Raw genomic sequence first — 16835 nt, 5'->3', positions numbered from 1 at the left:
GTCCGGGGTCGGGCGCGCGGTGCTGCGCAGCGCCGTGGCGGCGCTGGTCAGCACGTCCGCCAGCGCCTCCAGCAGGTCGGGCCGGTGTCCGCGCAGCGCGGCCAGCCCGGCGCACAGCGGGCAGGACCGGCACTCGGTGCCGCGCCCGGTGGCGTCGCCGGGTGCGCTGCGCCCGCCGATCAGGTCGCCGAGGACGTCGGACAGGCCGGCGCCGCCCGCGTGCTCCGCGGCCAGCCCGGCGGCGAACCGGCGGGCCTGCTCGACCCAGTCCGGGCCTGGTGTCGTCATCGTCGGCTCCCCTGGGCGTCGAGCAGTCCGGCCGGCCACTGGGCCGGGTCGGGGGTGAACCGCACCCGGAGCGTCGCGGCGGCCGTCCCGGGGTCGGTCAGCGAGCCCCCGGCGACGGTGCAGCGGCGCAGCAGTGCGTCCAGCGGCAACGAGCGGCGCACGCCGGCGGCGGTCACCACCAGGTCGTCGTCCCAGCGGGTCAGCTCCACCTGCCCGCGCCGGACGAAGGGCAGCGGGAGGTCGAGCACCCACCCGCCGTCCGCCCGGCGCGGCGCGGCCGGGGCGGTCGGCTGGACGACGGCCTCGGGGACGGCGGCGTCCAGCCGCTGCAGGTCGGCGACCGACGCGGGCGCGACGGCCTGCTCGGCGACCTCGCGCACCGGGCCGGTGAGCTCACACACCCGGCGCAGCGCCGCTGCCTGCACGGCGGCCCGCTGCGCCCACCACCCCCCTGACCCCGCCGGCAGCACCCGGCAGACGGTGACCGAGGCGATCCGCTGCCCGAGGACGCCCAGCACGGTGGCCGTGTCCTGCACGGTGTCCGCGGCGTCCGCGGTGGGCGGCACCACCAGGTGGACGGCCGTCGCGGCCGGGTCGGTGAGCGGCGCGGCGTCCAGCAGCTCCTCCACGCCGGCCGCCCCGGCCAGAAGTCCGGCGGCCACCCCGGGTCGACCCGGCGTCGCGGCCGCGCGGAGCGTCGCGAGCACCCGCAGCCGGGTGGGCGCGGCCTGCCCGAGCCACCAGCGCAGCGCACCGGGCAGCGCGAGCAGGGCGGTGGCGGCCGGCGCCGGACCGGCGTCCAGGACGACGACGTCGACGTCCCCGCTGCGGGCGTGCCCCCCCAGCGCGGCCAGCAGCGCGAACTCCACCACCCCGGGCACCGGGACGACGGACGTCGCCGGGGGGACGGTCACCATCGGCACCGCGCCGGCCAGCGCTGCGGCGTGCCGGGCCCACAGCTGCTCGAGCGCGGGCTGGGCGCCGACGACGTCCACCCGCACGGCGTCGGCGAGGTCGACGCGCGGCGGGCGCGGGGTGAGCAGCACGCAGCGGGAGCCGGCGCCGACCAGCCGCAGCGCGGTGGCGGCCGCCACCGTCGAGCTGCCGGCGCCGCCGGGGCCGGTGACGAGGAGGATCTGCACGCGGCTCAGACCTCGACGCGCTTCTTGAGCTCCTTGAGCGCGGTGTCGAGGATGACCTTCTCCGCCTTGCGCTTGATGAGCCCGAGCATGGGGATCGTCAGGTCGATGGCGATCGTGTAGGTGACGGTGGTGGAACCGGCGGACTCGGCCAGGACGTAGGAGCCGTCCTGCTTCTTCTGCATCTGGCCCCGGACGAGCGTCCAGTCCACCCGGCGGTCGCCGTCCCAGGTGTAGTCCAGGACGTAGTCGTCCTTCACCGCACCGGCGTCCAGCACGAAGTGCACCCGGCGGGCCCGCCCGTCGGGCCCTGGCTCGAGCACCTCGACCTGCTTGGCCGCCGAGACCCAGCTGGGATAGGCGGGGAAGTCGGCGATGACGGCCATGACCGCGGCCGCAGGCGCGTCGATGACGATCGACTGGGTGGACTGGTCGGCCATGGGCGGGAGGGTAGTCGCTGCCCACCCCCGCCCCGGCCGGAGCGTGGGGCGGCTGCCCCGCCCGGGTGGGCGCTGGCCTGCTGCCCCGTCGCCCGAGCGCGCTAGATTGGCGGACCGACCCCCGTCCGGGCCGGAGGCGACGGCGCCTCGGGCAGGGCGCGCAGAGAGGACCGGCGTGCGCGAGCTGAGCGTTCCCCCCACCGCCACCGTGGGGCCCGACGACGCCCTGACGGACATGGTCGCGCTCAACGCGGCCGAGCACCCCGACGCCGTCGGGCTGCGCGTCCAGCGCAACGGTCGCTGGGAGGACGTCACCTACGCCGAGTTCGCCCGGCAGGTGTCCGGCGTCGCCAAGGGGCTGGTCGCCGCGGGCGTGGAGCCGGGCGACCGGGTCGGCCTGCTGGCCAAGACCCGGTACGAGTGGACCGTCCTGGACTTCGCCATCTGGACCGCCGGCGCCGTCGTCGTGCCGGTGTACGAGACCTCCAGCCCCGACCAGATCGCCTGGATCCTGTCCGACTCCGGCGCCCGGGCGCTGGTCGTCGAGACCGCCGAGCACGCCGCCGCGGTCGACTCGGTGCGCGACGAGGCACCGGAACTGGGATCGGTGTGGGTCATCGAGGACGGCGCGCTGGAGACCCTCAGCACCACCGGCGCCGACGTGCCCGACGACGTGCTGACCGCCCGGCGGGCGACGCTGACCTCGGCCAGCCTGGCGACGCTGATCTACACCAGCGGGACGACGGGCCGGCCGAAGGGCTGCGAGCTCACCCACGCCAACTTCCTGTTCGAGATCCGCAACGGCATCAGCCTGCTGCGCGACCACCTCAACGCCGACGCCTCGCTGCTGCTGTTCATCCCGCTGGCGCACGTGCTCGCCCGCGTGCTGGAGATCGGGGCCCTGCAGAACCGGGTCGTGCTCGGGCACACCCCCGACGTGAAGGACCTGCTCGGCGACCTCGGTCGGTTCCAGCCCACGTTCCTGCTCGCCGTGCCGCGGGTGTTCGAGAAGGTCTACAACAGCGCCAAGGCCAGCGCCGACGAGGGCGGCAAGGGGAAGGTCTTCGACCGGGCCGCGCAGGTCGCCGTCGACTGGTCCCGCGCCCAGGACACCGGCGGCCCGGGCCTGCTGCTGCGCGCCCAGCACGCGCTGTTCGACAAGCTGGTCTACGGCAAGCTGCGGACCGCCATCGGCGGCCGCTGCAAGGGCGCGATCTCCGGTGGCGCGCCGCTGGGTGAGCGGCTCGGCCACTTCTTCCGCGGCATCGGGGTCACCGTCTTCGAGGGCTACGGCCTGACCGAGACCACCGCCGCCGCCGCGGTCAACCACGACGCGGCCCTCCGGATCGGCACCGTCGGGCGGCCGCTGCCCGGCGTGGACGCCGCCATCGCCGACGACGGCGAGGTGCTGCTCCGCGGCGGCGTCGTGATGCGCGGCTACTGGCGGAACGAGGCGGCCACCCGCGAGGCGATCGACGCCGACCGGTGGTTCCACACCGGCGACATCGGTGAGCTCGACGCCCAGGGCTTCCTGCGGATCACCGGGCGCAAGAAGGAGATCCTGGTGACCGCCGGCGGCAAGAACGTCGCCCCCGCGGTGCTGGAGGACCGGTTGCGCGCCCACAAGCTGGTCAGCCAGTGCATCGTCGTCGGCGACCAGCGGCCGTTCATCGGCGCGCTGGTGACGCTCGACGTCGAGGCGCTGCCGGCCTGGCTGAGGAGCAGGGGCAAGGACGAGCAGCTCACCCCCGAGCAGCTGCGGGACGACGCGGACCTGCGCGCCGAGCTGGACAACGCCGTCGCCGAGGCCAACAAGGCGGTCTCCCACGCCGAGGCGATCAGGAAGTACCGGGTGCTCGGGGTCGACTTCACCGAGGAGAACGGCACGCTGACCCCGAGCCTCAAGCTCAAGCGCGGTGTGGTGATGAAGGAGTACGGCGACGAGGTGGAGGCCCTCTACCAGCGGTAGCAGCGGCCCGTCAGGGCTCCAGCAGCTGCGCGAAGGTCCCGGCGATCGTCGTCCAGGACCAGCGCTGCTCGACCCAGCTGCGGCCCGCGGCGCCCATCGCGCGGGCGCGGGCCGGGTCGTCGAGCAGGTCGGCCAGCACGGTCGCGACGGCGGACGGCGACCGCGGGTCGACGACGTGCCCGGTGACGCCCTCCACGACGGTCTCCGGGGCGCCGCCGGAGGTGCCGGCGACCACCGGCAGCCCGCAGGCGGCCGCCTCGAGGAACACCATGCCGAGGCCCTCGACGTCCAGCCCCGCCCGCCGGGTCCGGCAGGGCATGGCGAACACGTCCCCGGCCGCGTAGTGCTCGGGCAGCCGCTCGGGGGCCACGCCACCGGTGAGGACGACGGAGCCGCCGAGCCCCCGGGCCTGGACCGCCTTCCGCAGGAAGGCCTCGGACGGGCCGCCGCCGACCAGCAGCAGCCGGGCCCGCGGGTGCCGGGCGAGGACCTGCGACCAGCCGCGGACCAGCGTGTCCTGCCCCTTGCGCGGCACCAGCCGGGAGACGCAGACGACGACCGGCGCGTCCCCGAGGCCGTGGCGCTCCCGCACCGGGCCGCCGTCGGCCGCCGGGGTGAACCGGTCGACGTCCACGCCCGGGGAGAGCTGGACCAGCTCGGTCCGGTCGGCCAGGGCCGGCGCGAGGCGGCTGTGCGTGTACTGGCTGATGTAGGTCAGCACGTCGAGCCCACCGGCGATGCGCTGCAGCGCCTGCCGCCCGCCAGGGAGGGCGACCCAGCCGGTCTCGTGCCCATGGGTGGCCCCCACCAGTCGGTCCACCCCGGCACGGCGCAGGCCGGGCGCGAGCGCCCCAAGGGGTGCCGCGGCGCCGAAGAAGACGGTCCGGCAGCCGTGCTCGCGGACCAGCCGGGCGGCGGTGCGGGCGGCCGCGCGGGTGGGCAGCAGCATCCCGGTCGGGGCGCGGACCACCTCGTAGGGCAGGGCGGCGTCGTGCTCGGCCGCCCCCGGGTGGTCCGAGGCGAGCACGACCAGCGACTCCGGCGGCCGGGTCGCCAGCAGGGCGGCCACGAAGGTCTGGATGCCACCCTGCCGGGGCGGGAAGTCGTTGGTGACGACGAGCGTGCGGCTCACCCGCCGTGCTCCTTCACCCAGTCGCCGGCGAAGGCGACCCGCTGGGCGACGGTGGGGTGCGAGCCGAACACCCACTGCCAGACCGCCGGCGGGTCGGGGTCGTTCAGGTTCGCCACGCCGAGCGCCTCCTGCACCGCGACGAAGGACGCCGGGTCGTCGGTGAGGTCGAGGGCGTGCAGGTCGGCCCGCGCCTCGACGTGCCGGGACACCAGGTTCTGCAGCGGCGTGGACACGAGCGTGCCCACCGCCACCAGCAGGAGCAGCAGGCCGACCACCTGGCCGTCGCCGGGTCCGGTGGCGCCCGCCCGGCGCAGCAGCGGTGGAGCGCCGAGCAGCCAGCCCAGCAGCGCGACGCCGGCGCCGGCACCCAGCGCGCCGATCAGCGTGCCGGTGAGGACGTCGTCGGTGGCCACGTGGCCGAGCTCGTGACCGACGATCGACTCGATCTCGGCGTCGGAGAGCTGGTCGAGCACCGTGTCGTAGACGACGATCCGCCGGGTGGAGCCGAACCCGGAGACGTAGGCGTTGAGCGCCGTGGTGCGCCGGCTCGCGTCGGCCACCAGCACGTCCTGCACCGGGGTGCCGCTGCGGTCGGCGAGGGCGAACAGCTCGGTGCGCAGCGGCGACGCGGGCATCGGGTCGAACCGGTTGAACGCCGGCTCGATGAGCAGCGGGTAGAGGAAGGAGCCGACCACGACCAGCGCCGCCGCCGCCCCGCCGGCCCACGCCCACCAGCTGCGGGGCGCGCGCCGGGCCAGCGCGACCAGCACCAGCAGGCCCACCGCGGTCAGGCCGGCGTCGATGGCGGTGGAGGTGGCGACGTCGCGGGCCCACAGCCCCCAACTCCGGGTGGACAGGCCGTAGCGGTGCCGGACCATCTCCCCGTACGCGGCCAGGGGCAGGGTGACCAGCCGACCGACCACCAGGATGGCGAGGGTGCCCAGCAGCACCTGCCACCCCCAGCCACCGCCCAGCGGGCGGGCGACCGCGCGTGCGGTGGCCGCCCCGGCGCGGGTCAGGCCGAAGACGGCCGAGACGGCGAGCCCCAGCACCAGCGACGCCAGCGACGCGGGGCGCAGCGCGGCGGCGAAGTCCTCGGCGCGGGCGATCTGTGCCGGGGTGAAGGCCGCCGACGGATCCACCGGCGTGCGGCCACCCGCCGGGGCGGGCAGCAGGTCCCACGGGGTGACGACGGCGATGACCACCGCGAGCGCCAGGCCGAGCACGACGGCCACCGCCAGCGCCAGCCGGCGCGTGCCGTGCCCGGCGGGGACCGGCAGCTGCGCGGTGCTCACGCGGGCCGGCTCGAGGGGGTCTGCGCGTGCACGACGGCGAGCTTAGGCAGGCGCCCTGTGCCGGGCGGGGGCCCGGGCAGCGGCCCTGCGCGCGTGCTGCCCGCCTCAGCCGACGAGACGGCGGGCGCCCACGTAGCCCTTCATGTCCACGGTCGAGACGATCACCGGCTGGCCGGAGGTCGAGGCGTGCACCATCTGGCCGTTGCCGATGTACATGCCCACATGGCTGACCGGGCTGTAGAAGAAGACCAGGTCACCGGGCTGCAGGCCGGCCCGGGACACGGCGGTGCCCATCGTCGACTGGCGGGCGCTGGAGTGCGGCAGGCTCACCCCGGCCGCCGCGTAGGCGTACTGGGTCAGGCCCGAGCAGTCGAAGGCGTCGGGACCGGCCGCGGCCCAGACGTAGGGATCGCCCAGCTGGGCCATCGCGGTGTCGACGGCGACCTGGGCCGCGTCGCTGGACGCGACGACCGCGGCGGGCGGCTCGAGCACCGGGCCGGCGGTCTCGGCGACGACCGCCCGCTGCTGCACGACGCTCAGCGCGTCGTACTGCGCCTGGTAGTCGGCGGCCTCGGACGTCAGGTCCGCCTTCTTCGCGGTGACGTCGTCGAGGGTCTGCCGGGCCGCGGCGGCCGCCGCGTCGGCGTCGGCCTTGGCCTGCTGGGCGGCCTGGGCCGCCGCGCCCACCTGGGTGAGCACGTCACTGGTGTGGCCGGCGATCGCGTCCAGCGTGGTGACCTGGGAGAGGAACTCCTCCGCCGAGCCGCTGGTCATGAGTGCGTTGAAGCGGGAGAGGTTCTCGCCGGTGAAGGCGCTCCGGGCGACCTGACGCATCTGGGCGTCGAGCGCGGCCAGCTGGGCCTGGGCGTCGAGGACGGCCTGCGCGGCGGCGTCGGCGGCGGCCTGCTGCTGGCGCAGGGTGTCCTGCGCCTCGTTGATCTGCTCGGTGACGGCCTCGAGGTCGCGGTTGGCGTCGGCGACGAGCGCGGTGGCCTCGTCCGCGGTCGCGGCGTGGGAGACGGCCGGTGCGGCTGAGGCGCTGCCCGGCAGTGCGGTCAACGTCCCGCTCGCGGCCACAGTCAGCAGGAGCCCGGTGACGAGCCGCCCGAGGCCGCGGGCACGGCGGGGGCCGGCGGGCGCCGAGGCGAACCCACGCAGCGCGGGCAGGACACCGGACTGAGGACTCGCCACGGGCAGCGGCACTCCGTTTCCACTCGGACCGCCTACCAGGTCAGCGGACGGGTCCGGGCGGAGTACGCCTGGTCGGTGCGCGCCGTCGCCGGCGCGGAGCCCCGTTCCCCGAGCTGGTGAGAACTCACCTCGGCACTGGGGTGGGCTCCCGGTCCACCCGGTCCCGAGGGGTCCTGGTGGGTCGGCGGTGTCCGGTCGGGGTCACCCTCTGTGGTGACTAGGTCCCTCTCAGACACGACGAACCTACGGCCGTGACCGGATCGAGATGAAGCCCTGTCAAACCTCGGAGTACGGGTCAGAGCTGCCAAATCGCAGGCGTGGGATTTGTCAGCTCACGTGACGGCCGCCGGGCGTGGACGCATCCTGATGACGCAACGGCGGGACCAGGCCGAAGTCTGCCAAAGCCTGGACCGCACGACGCTCGACCTCGTCGAGCTCGATGACGCTCCACGGGTCGTCTGCGGTGGTGTCAATGCGAGCGACGTCACACCCGGCCGTCGCACCACCGGGCGCGTCACCCGATGCAGGCCTGCCGCCACCGTGCGCGACGGGCGACTCCGCGTCCAGAGCGGCCGCCGCGACGGCCGGGCGGCTCACGGGAGCGGGGCCCAGGGCGCTCCGCCGGCTCAGCGGCACGACGGTGGGGTCGCTCCCCCGCCAGCCGGGTGGCGCCCCCAGCAGGACGGTGACGACGCAGTCGTCGCAGCCCTGACCCCGGACGGTGCAGGTGTCGCAGTCGATGAGCACGGCGGCTCTCCTTCTCTGTGTCCACGTCCGACACCGCGGACGTTAGGAGGACCCCCCGACAGTTCTGCCCGACCGGCCCGCGGCGTCGGCACCGGCCCGGTGCGGCACGCCCCCGGGACGGTGCGCTCGCCACGCCGGGCGACGACGGTGGACCGGCGTGGCCTCCCGGGGACTGTCGGACCCCCGACCTAGCGTCCGCTGCGTGCCGTCCCACCCCGTTCCACCGCCGTTCCCGCCGGCCGCCACCGAGGGGGCCCCGCCGGCCTGGCGGCAGGTGGCACTCCCCGCACCGCCACCGGAACGGCCGCGCTACCTCCAGGCGACGATCGACGACATCGGGACACCGCTGGCCGAGGTCACCTTCGTCGTGGTCGACCTCGAGACCACCGGCGGTTCACCCAAGGACAGCGCCATCACCGAGATCGGCGCGGTGAAGGTCCGCGGCGGGCAGGTGCTGGGCGAGTTCCAGACCCTGGTGGACCCGGGCCGGGAGATCCCGCCCTACATCAGCGTGCTGACCGGCATCACCTCGATGATGGTGGCCGCCGCTCCGCGCATCGACTCGGTCCTGCCGGCCTTCCTGGAGTTCGCCCGGGGCACCGTGCTCGTCGCCCACAACGCTCCCTTCGACCTCGGCTTCCTGCGCGCCGCGTGCGAGGAGACGGGCACGCCCTGGCCCATGTCCGCCTCGGTCGACACCGCCGTCCTGGCCCGCCGGCTGCTCACCCGCGACGAGGTCCCCAACTGCAAGCTCGGTACCCTCGCGCCCTTCTTCTCGACCTCGACCCAGCCCTGCCACCGCGCCCTGGACGACGCCCGGGCCACCGTCGACGTGCTGCACGGGCTGTTCGAGCGGCTCGGCCCGCTGGGCGTCACCTCGCTGGAGGAGCTGACCGGGCTGACCCGCCAGGTCGACCCGCAGCGGCGGCGCAAGCGGCACCTGGCCGAGCACGTCCCCTCCGGACCGGGTGTCTACCTCTTCCGCGGGCCGCGCGACGAACCGCTCTACGTCGGCACGTCCAACGACCTGCGCACGCGGGTCCGCAGCTACTTCTCCGCCGGGGAGCAGCGCAGCCGGATGACCGAGATGATCGCGCTGGCCGAGCGGATCGAGGCACTGCCCTGCGCCCACGACCTGGAGGCCGCGGTCCGGGAGCTGCGGCTCATCGCCGAGCACAAGCCCCGCTACAACCGCCGGTCGCGGTTCCCCGAGCGCGCCCTGTGGATCCGGCTGACCGACGAGGTCTTCCCGCGGCTGTCGGTCGTCCGGCGCGTCCGGCCCGGCGCCGGGGTGTTCCTCGGCCCGTTCCCCGACCGGCGGGCCGCCGACGCCGCGGTCGCCGCCGTCCACGAGTCCCTGCCGCTGCGGCAGTGCACGACACGGCTGTCGCTGACCGTGCTGGGCACCGCCTGCGCGCTGGCGGGGATGGGCCGCTGCGGGGCGCCGTGCACCGGCGCGCAGAGCCGGGAGGACTACGCCCCGATCGCCGCGGTCTTCGCCGCAGCCGTCGCCTGCGACCCCCACGACCTGGTCGCCCCCCTTCTGGACCGGGTCGAGCGGCTGGCCGGTGAGGGCCGGTACGAGGACGCGGCAGTGCTCCGCGACCGGGTCGCCGTCCTGGTGCGGGCGGTGCGCCGACGGCAGCGGCTGGAGTCGCTGGCGACGGTCCCCGAGTTCGTGATCGCCCGGCCCGACGGTGGCGGTGGCTGGCAGCTGTCGGTGGTGCGCCGGGGGCGGCTGGTCGCGGCCGGGGTGGCCGAGCGCGGCCGCTCCGTCCGGGGCCACCTGGCCGACCTCCGGGCCACCGCCGAGACCCCGGTCGGCCCGGACGGCGAGCTCGCGGCCTCGGTCGACGAGACCGAGCTGGTGCTGCGGTGGATGGAGAAGCCGGGCACCCGGCTCGTCGACGTCACCGGCACCCTGGCCAGTCGCACCCCGGGCACCGGGCAGTACAGCGACTTCCTGGCCCGGGTCGACGCCGGCCGGGCCGAGCGCGACCCCTTCGCCGACAACCGGTCGCTGAGCACCCGGGCCCAGCCGGACCGGGTCACCCCCGGGCAGCGGGCCGCGCGGGCCGGCGGGGGCCGCGGGAGCGGGCGGGCCGCGGCGCGGCGCGGCCGGGTGGCCACCGGGCTAGCATCCCCGGCGTGATCACCGCCATCGTGATGATCGATGCCGCCACCGACTCGATCGGCGAGGTCGCCGAGGCCGTCGCGGCCCTCTCCGGGGTCAGCGAGGTCTACTCGGTCGCCGGGGACGTCGACCTGGTCGCCCTCGTCCGGGTGCACGAGTTCGACGACATCGCCACCGTGGTCGCCGGCCAGATCAACAAGGTGCCCGGTGTCCTGGACACCGCCACCCACGTCGCCTTCCGGGCGTACTCGCGGCACGACCTCGAAGCGGCCTTCTCGATCGGCTTCGAGCACGCCGACTGAAGAAGGACCCCGCTGCCCCCACCGCTCGCAGGCTCGCGGCGGGCCCCTGCAGCAGGGCCGTCAGGGTGACGGCCCTTCGTCAGGTGGCGGCGGCTCGCGCTGCGCGGCTGACCTGGACCCACTCGTCGAGCTTGGCGGAGGCCCGGCCGTCGTCGACCGCCGCCGCGGCCCGCTCCAGCCCACCGGCCAGGGCGTCGTGCAGCCGGGCACCCCGCGGGTCGAAGGCGGCCAGCGCCGCCGCGGCGTTCAGCAGGACCGCGTCGCGCACCGGCCCGTGGTCCCCGGCCACCAGCCGGCGCACCACCTCGGCGTTGACGTCCGGGCCGCCGCCGCGCAACGCCCCCGGTGCCGAGAGCGGCAGCCCGAGCGCCGTCGGGTCCAGTCGCTCGGCGACCACCTCACCGTCGCGGACGACCCACACCGCCGACGTCGTGGTCGTGGTCAGCTCGTCCAGGCCGTCATCGCCCCGGAACACCAGTGCCCGGGTGCCCCGCCGGGCCAGCACCTCGGCGAGGACCGGCGCCATCCGGGCGTCGGCGCAGCCGATCGCGGCCGCCACCGGGCGGGCCGGGTTGGTCAGCGGCCCGAGGAAGTTGAAGACCGTGCCGATCCCGAGCTCCCGGCGCGGGACGGCGGCATGCCGGAAACCGGGGTGGAAGACCGGCGCGAAGAAGAAGCCGATGCCCGCCTCCCGCACGCAGCGCGCCACGGCGGGCGCCGGCAGGTCGATGACGACGCCGAGCGCCTCGAGCACGTCCGCGGTGCCCGACTTGGACGACGCCGCGCGGTTGCCGTGCTTGGCCACCGGCGCACCGGCCGCGGCCGTCACCACAGCGGCCATCGTCGAGATGTTCACCGTCTGGGCGCCGTCCCCGCCGGTGCCCACGATGTCGACGCAGTCGACCGGCAGGGTCACCGGGGTGGCGAGGTCGACCATCGTGGCGGCCAGTCCGGCGACCTCCTCCGGTGACTCGCCCTTGGCCCGCAACGCGACGAGGAACCCGGCCACCTGGGTGGGGCTGGCCTCCCCCGTCATCACCTGGCGCATCGCCCAGCGGGTGTCGTCGGCCGTCAGGTCCTCGCTCCGGAGGAGCCGGGTGAGCAGACCCGGCCACGTCGGGCCGGCGGCGGCTCCCACCTCGACCACGCGGCCGGTCAGCGGCGGACGGCGGGACGCTGCGCGAGTCGCTCGCGCAGCAGCGCCGCCACCACGTCGGCCGCGACGAGCGGGTCGACGGGGTAGGCCAGCGTGCCGTCGGCCAGCGACCAGTGCGCGAGCCAGCGGTCGGCCTGGCGGGCGATCAGCACGACGAGCGCGGGGCAGTCGGCGATCTCGTGCTTCAGCTGACGGGCGATGCCCATGCCGCCGGTGGGCTGGGCCTCGCCGTCGAGCAGGCAGAGATCGACCCCGCCGCCGTCGACCGCGGCGACGACCTCGTCACCGGTGGCACACTCCACGTACGTGAGGGGTCCCACGTCCGGCGCCGGCGAGCGGCCCAGCGCGGTGCGGACGGCGGCGCGGACCTCGGCCCGCTGGCTGAAGACCAGCACGGTGGCCGGTGCGGCGTCAGGGCTCACCCGGGGGAGCCTAGTGCCAGGGACGAAGCGCACGAGGAGCCCGGCTCACCGCGCCGCGCGGCACCCGGTGCCAGCCCCTCCCCGGGAACGCGCCAGGCGCACCCACCCCACGTCGTGTGCAACCTGTTCCGATGCCATGATGACCCCGTGACAACGGCCCCCGTGGCGAGCAGCACCTTCGACACCTCGCGGGTGCACTCCCTGACCCGACCGAACATGGTCAGCGTCGGCACGATCGTCTGGCTCGCCAGCGAGCTGATGTTCTTCGCCGGACTGTTCGCCATGTACTTCACCTCGCGCGCGCGGGCCACCGGTGGATGGCCGCCGGAGCCCACCGAGCTCGACGTCCCGTACGCGCTGGTCTTCACGCTGATCCTGGTGCTGTCCTCGGTCACCTGTCAGTACGGCGTGTTCGCCGCGGAGATCGGCAACGTCTACGGGCTGCGGCGCTGGTTCACCATCACCTTCGCGATGGGCCTCACCTTCGTGCTCGGTCAGGCGAACGAGTACCGCAACCTGATCGTGAACCACGAGACGACGATCGCGTCCTCGACGTACGGCTCGGTCTTCTACCTGACCACCGGCTTCCACGCGTTGCACGTCATCGGTGGCCTCGTCGCCTTCGTCTTCGTGCTCATCCGGTCCGCCATGGGCCGTTTCACGCCTGCCCAGGCGACCTCGGCGATCGTGGTGTCCTACTACTGGCACTTCGTCGACGTCGTGTGGGTCGGTCTCTTCATCACGATCTACCTGATCAAGTAGGGAACCGGGTGTCCACACCGAACGCCTCCTCCGTCACTCCTCCCGAGGGCGGTCGCCGCGGGCTGTTCCGCCGTCGTCCGGCGGCCGGCACCCCGGCCGCCGCGGCGCGGGACCGGCGCCGCTCCAAGCAGCACCGCCGGCTGGCCAACGTCGCCGGTCTGATGGCCGCGCTCGTGCTGACCGGGGTGGGCTACTCCGCCCTCGCCCCGGGGGCCAGCGCCGCCGACGACTCGACGGGCAACCCGTCGAACGCCGTCGAGGCCGGCCGCGAGCTCTACACGCGCAGCTGCATCACCTGCCACGGTTCGAACCTGCAGGGCATCGAGGGCCGCGGCCCCTCGCTCATCGGGGTCGGCGAGGCCGCCGTCTACTTCCAGGTGCACACCGGGCGCATGCCGCTGGTCCGCCAGGAGGCACAGGCCCCCGAGCGCCCGCCGATCTTCTCCGAGGAGGAGATCGACCAGCTGATGGCCTACATCCAGGAGAACGGCGGCGGTCCGACCCTGCCCTCGGGTGACCTCCGCGCCGGCGACCTGGCCGAGGGCGGCGAGCTGTTCCGGCTCAACTGCGCCCAGTGCCACAACTTCGCCGGCAAGGGCGGGGCGCTCTCCTCCGGGAAGCGCGCACCCTCGCTGGAGGAGGCCAGTGACATGGTCATCTACTCGGCGATGCTGTCCGGGCCGGAGAACATGCCCGTCTTCGGGGACAACCAGCTCACCCCGGACGAGAAGCGCTCGATCATCAACTACGTGCAGACCCTGAAGGCCCAGGCAGACCCCGGTGGCGCCGGCATCGGCCGGGTCGGCCCGGTGGCCGAGGGTCTGGTCATCTGGGTCGTCGGCGTCGGCGCCCTGCTCTTCGGGATCTTCTGGATGGGGACCAAGGCGTGAGCACCACCGACCACTCCCGCCCCGGCTCGGCCGGCGGCGCGGACGAGCCCGGCCAGCTGCACGGCGGTCCGGACGACGACTACGGCCCCGAGCAGCTGGCCGCGATGGACCGCACCGAGCTCGACCGGCTGGGTGCCCGGTACGACGGCGTCGAGGTCCTGCACGTCGAGCCCGTCGCCCCGCCCGGGTCGCCGCTGGACAAGCGGAACACCCGCCAGGTGACGTTGTGGTTCGCCCTCGCCGCGCTGTTCGCGGTGGCGTTCGTCGTCGTCTACGCCGGCTCCGGCTGGTTCCTGCCCAGCTGGGCCTGGTCGACCGGCTCCAGCACCTGGAGCGCGCTGTACACCCCGTTGCTCGGCGCGCTGTTCGGGCTGTCGATGATCTCGATCGGCATCGGCCTGGTGCTCTACGTCAAGAAGCTGCTGCCGCACGAGACGGCCGTGCAGGACAAGCACGACGGGTCGCACTTCGACCGGGTGACCACCGGCGCCACGCTGATGGGCGGGCTGGACAGCTCCGGGCTCCCTCGCCGCAAGCTGCTGGCAGGGACCCTCGGACTGCTGGGGCTGGCCTTCGGCGCCATGCTGCTGTCCCTGCTGGGCGGGTTCATCAAGAACCCGAACAAGGGCAACCCGCTCGGCACCACGCCCTGGGCCGACGGGCTGCGGCTCCTGCGTGACGACGGCACGCCGGTCCGGCCGGGTGACCAGGTCGCCGGTTCGCTGGCCACCGTCTTCCCGGCGGTGCCGGGTGGCAACAAGGCCTACGACGGCGCCGTCATGCTGATCCGGTTGCGCCCGGAGCAGCTCTCAGAGCTGCGGATCCCGGCCGGCCGGGAGGACTTCGGCTACGGGGACTACGTCGCCTACTCCAAGGTCTGCACGCACGCCGGCTGCCCGGTGTCGCTGTACGAGCAGGAGACCAGCCGGATCCTGTGCCCCTGCCACCAGTCGCAGTTCGACGTGACGGACGGCGCCAAGCCGGTCTTCGGGCCGGCCACCCGCCCGCTCCCCCAACTCCCGATTACCGTGGATGATGAGGGTTACTTCGTCGCGCGCGGGGACTTCCCGGAGCCCGTCGGACCGTCGTTCTGGAACATGGGGAGGCTCGGCTGATGGCGACCAACACCGTGCCCGGTCCGCGGGTCGGTCAGCCGACCTCGCTGGCCGGCAAGGCGGCCTTCGAGGTCGACGACCGGCTGATCGTGGCCGGCCCGCTCCGGCGGACGCTCAACAAGGTCTTCCCCGACCACTGGTCGTTCCTCCTCGGCGAGATCGCGCTCTACTCCTTCATCGTCCTGCTGCTCTCCGGGACCTGGCTGACGTTCTTCTACGACGCCTCCATGAAGGAGGTCATCTACGACGGCACGTACGCCCCGCTGCGCGGCATCGAGATGTCGGCGGCCTACGAGTCGACGCTGAACATCTCCTTCGACGTCCGCGGTGGCCTGCTGATCCGGCAGATGCACCACTGGGCCGCGCTGCTGTTCGTGGCCTCGATCGTCGTGCACCTGCTGCGCATCTTCTTCACCGGCGCGTTCCGCCGGCCGCGGGAGACGAACTGGTTCATCGGCGTCACCCTGCTGGTGCTGGCCATGCTCGAGGGCTTCGCCGGCTACACGCTCCCGGACGACCTGCTCTCCGGCGGCGGGCTGCGCATCTTCTCCGCCGTCTTCCTGTCGATCCCGGTGATCGGGACCTGGGTGTACTTCACCGTCTTCGGTGGTGACTTCCCCGGCGAGGTGATCATCGGCCGGCTGTACATCCTGCACGTGCTGATCATCCCGGCGATCCTGCTGGGCCTGATCGCGCTGCACCTGCTGATCCTGGTCAAGCAGAAGCACACCCAGTTCCCCGGGGCCGGGCGGACCGAGCACAACGTCGTCGGCAACCGGCTGTTCCCGACCTTCGCGGCCAAGGCGACGGGCCTGCTGTTCATCGTGGTCGGGCTGTGCGCAGCGCTCGGTGGCCTGGTGCAGATCAACCCGATCTGGCTGCTGGGTCCCTACAACCCCGCGCAGGTGACGGCGGGGTCGCAGCCCGACTGGTACATCGGCTTCGTCGACGGCGGTGCCCGCATCTTCCCGCCGTGGGAGATCGTCCTCTGGGGCTACCACATCCCGCCGGTCTTCTGGGGCGCCCTCGGCCTCCCGGGCCTGATGTTCGGTGCACTGGCGCTCTACCCGGTCCTCGAGCGCGTGCTCACCAAGGACACCGCCAGCCACCACCTGCTGCAGCGTCCGCGCGACGTCCCGGTGCGGACCTCGCTCGGGGCGATGGCCGTCACCGCCTACGTCGTGCTGTGGATCTCCGGTGGCAACGACCTGATCGCCGACAAGTTCGACCTGAGCCTGAACGCGATGATCTGGTTCGGCCGCATCGGCTTCCTGGTGCTGCCCCCCATCGCCTACTGGGCGACCTACCGGATCTGCATCGGCCTCGAGCGGCACGACCGCGAGGTGCTTGAGCACGGCATCGAGACCGGGGTCATCCGGCGGCTGCCCAGCGGTGAGTTCATCGAGGTCCACCAGCCCCTGGGGCCGGTGGACGCGCACGGCCACGGCCAGCTGGCCTACGGTGGCGCGTCGGTGCCCAAGAAGATGAACCAGGTCGGTGGCGCCCGCCGCGCGATCCGGGGCTTCTTCAAGCCGATCGAGGAGCCGGCCGAGGTCCAGCGGCAGGCCGAGATCGAGGCCCGAGGCCTCGAGTCCGAGCAGGCCAGCCGCGAGCTGTCCAGCTCGGGTCGCCCGTCGGAGGGTGGCCGACCGTCCGAGGGTGGCCGACCGCAGGACCCGCGCGACTGACCGACGCACAGCACCACCCAGCAGGGGCCCCGGCGGCACAGTCCGCCGGGGCCCCTGCTGCGTTCCCGCGGGCTCGTCGTCTCCCCGTGCCCCCGGCGACCGGACAGCGAGCAACCCGCGCCCGTCGGCCGGGTCGCCCCTGCACGTGGTGCCAGCACGGCCCCG

At 74.3% G+C, this 16835-nt stretch carries 15 protein-coding genes; 7 read left to right on the top strand and 8 right to left on the bottom strand.

Going from position 1 to position 16835, the window contains the following annotated elements; translation table 11 throughout:
* From FHL80_RS16890 to FHL80_RS16880, 3 genes are all read right to left on the bottom strand, one after another.
* On the bottom strand, window positions 1–288 hold a 288-nt coding region (locus FHL80_RS16890), incomplete at its 3' end, for a hypothetical protein (RefSeq protein WP_216870806.1).
* Window positions 285–1430, bottom strand: a complete 1146-nt coding sequence (locus FHL80_RS16885) for an ArsA family ATPase (RefSeq protein WP_138734540.1) — start codon at window positions 1428–1430, stop codon at window positions 285–287. The genes FHL80_RS16885 and FHL80_RS16890, both read right to left, overlap by 4 nt.
* A gap of 5 nt (window positions 1431–1435) precedes the next feature.
* Window positions 1436–1867, bottom strand: coding sequence for an SRPBCC family protein (locus tag FHL80_RS16880; protein ID WP_138734539.1), 432 nt, complete (start codon window positions 1865–1867; stop codon window positions 1436–1438).
* Window positions 1868–2042: 175 nt separating this feature from the next.
* On the opposite strand from FHL80_RS16880, the gene FHL80_RS16875 reads away from it, so the two are divergent.
* Window positions 2043–3836, top strand: a complete 1794-nt coding sequence (locus FHL80_RS16875) for an AMP-dependent synthetase/ligase (RefSeq protein WP_138734538.1) — start codon at window positions 2043–2045, stop codon at window positions 3834–3836.
* Window positions 3837–3846: 10 nt separating this feature from the next.
* On the opposite strand, the gene FHL80_RS16870 is transcribed toward FHL80_RS16875, so the two are convergent.
* The 3 genes from FHL80_RS16870 to FHL80_RS16860 all read right to left on the bottom strand — a co-directional run bounded on the left by FHL80_RS16870 (window position 3847) and on the right by FHL80_RS16860 (window position 7454).
* The gene (locus FHL80_RS16870; RefSeq protein WP_138734537.1) at window positions 3847–4968 is read right to left on the bottom strand and encodes a glycosyltransferase family 4 protein; all 1122 of its coding nucleotides are present in this window, start codon (window positions 4966–4968) and stop codon (window positions 3847–3849) included.
* Window positions 4965–6263, bottom strand: coding sequence for a M48 family metallopeptidase (locus tag FHL80_RS16865; RefSeq protein ID WP_138734536.1), 1299 nt, complete (start codon window positions 6261–6263; stop codon window positions 4965–4967). Before FHL80_RS16865 ends, FHL80_RS16870 begins: the two co-directional genes overlap by 4 nt.
* Window positions 6264–6368: 105 nt before the next feature.
* Window positions 6369–7454 carry a C40 family peptidase gene (locus FHL80_RS16860; protein ID WP_138734535.1) on the bottom strand — a complete coding sequence of 362 codons (1086 nt, stop codon included), beginning with the start codon at window positions 7452–7454 and terminating at the stop codon, window positions 6369–6371.
* Between the two features lie 949 nt (window positions 7455–8403).
* Here FHL80_RS16860 and FHL80_RS16850 point away from each other — a divergent pair.
* Entirely contained in the window at window positions 8404–10353 is a 1950-nt protein-coding gene (locus FHL80_RS16850; protein WP_138734533.1) for a DEDD exonuclease domain-containing protein, read from the top strand.
* A complete protein-coding gene (locus FHL80_RS16845; RefSeq protein ID WP_138734532.1) occupies window positions 10350–10637 on the top strand; it encodes an Lrp/AsnC family transcriptional regulator in 288 nt (95 codons plus the stop codon). The genes FHL80_RS16850 and FHL80_RS16845 overlap by 4 nt, the downstream gene beginning before the upstream one ends.
* A 79-nt stretch (window positions 10638–10716) precedes the next feature.
* Here FHL80_RS16845 and trpD read toward each other — a convergent pair whose 3' ends face one another.
* Together trpD and FHL80_RS16835 are read right to left on the bottom strand one after the other, a co-directional pair.
* Window positions 10717–11784 carry an anthranilate phosphoribosyltransferase gene (gene trpD, locus FHL80_RS16840; RefSeq protein ID WP_246078739.1) on the bottom strand — a complete coding sequence of 356 codons (1068 nt, stop codon included), beginning with the start codon at window positions 11782–11784 and terminating at the stop codon, window positions 10717–10719.
* Window positions 11785–11792: 8 nt separating this feature from the next.
* Window positions 11793–12215, bottom strand: a complete 423-nt coding sequence (locus tag FHL80_RS16835) for an ANTAR domain-containing protein (RefSeq protein ID WP_138734531.1) — start codon at window positions 12213–12215, stop codon at window positions 11793–11795.
* A gap of 147 nt (window positions 12216–12362) precedes the next feature.
* Here FHL80_RS16835 and ctaE point away from each other — a divergent pair, with 147 nt between their 5' ends.
* From ctaE to qcrB, 4 genes are read left to right on the top strand one after another with little or no spacing between them, the layout of a single operon-like run.
* Entirely contained in the window at window positions 12363–12977 is a 615-nt protein-coding gene (ctaE, locus tag FHL80_RS16830) for an aa3-type cytochrome oxidase subunit III (RefSeq protein ID WP_138734530.1), read from the top strand.
* A gap of 8 nt (window positions 12978–12985) precedes the next feature.
* A complete protein-coding gene (gene qcrC / locus FHL80_RS16825; protein ID WP_138734529.1) occupies window positions 12986–13867 on the top strand; it encodes a cytochrome bc1 complex diheme cytochrome c subunit in 882 nt (293 codons plus the stop codon).
* Complete coding sequence (gene qcrA, locus FHL80_RS16820) at window positions 13864–14982, top strand: cytochrome bc1 complex Rieske iron-sulfur subunit (RefSeq protein ID WP_138734528.1); 1119 nt, start codon at window positions 13864–13866, stop codon at window positions 14980–14982. Before qcrC ends, qcrA begins: the two co-directional genes overlap by 4 nt.
* Window positions 14982–16670 (top strand): cytochrome bc1 complex cytochrome b subunit, encoded by a 1689-nt coding sequence (gene qcrB, locus FHL80_RS16815; RefSeq protein ID WP_138734527.1) that lies wholly within the window; start codon window positions 14982–14984, stop codon window positions 16668–16670. The genes qcrA and qcrB overlap by 1 nt, the downstream gene beginning before the upstream one ends.
* Window positions 16671–16835 lie beyond the last annotated feature (165 nt).

The sequence above is a fragment of the Modestobacter excelsi genome, from assembly GCF_005930495.1.
In the GTDB taxonomy this organism is placed as follows: domain Bacteria; phylum Actinomycetota; class Actinomycetes; order Mycobacteriales; family Geodermatophilaceae; genus Modestobacter; species Modestobacter excelsi.
This window is presented reverse-complemented; position numbering and strand designations above follow the sequence as displayed.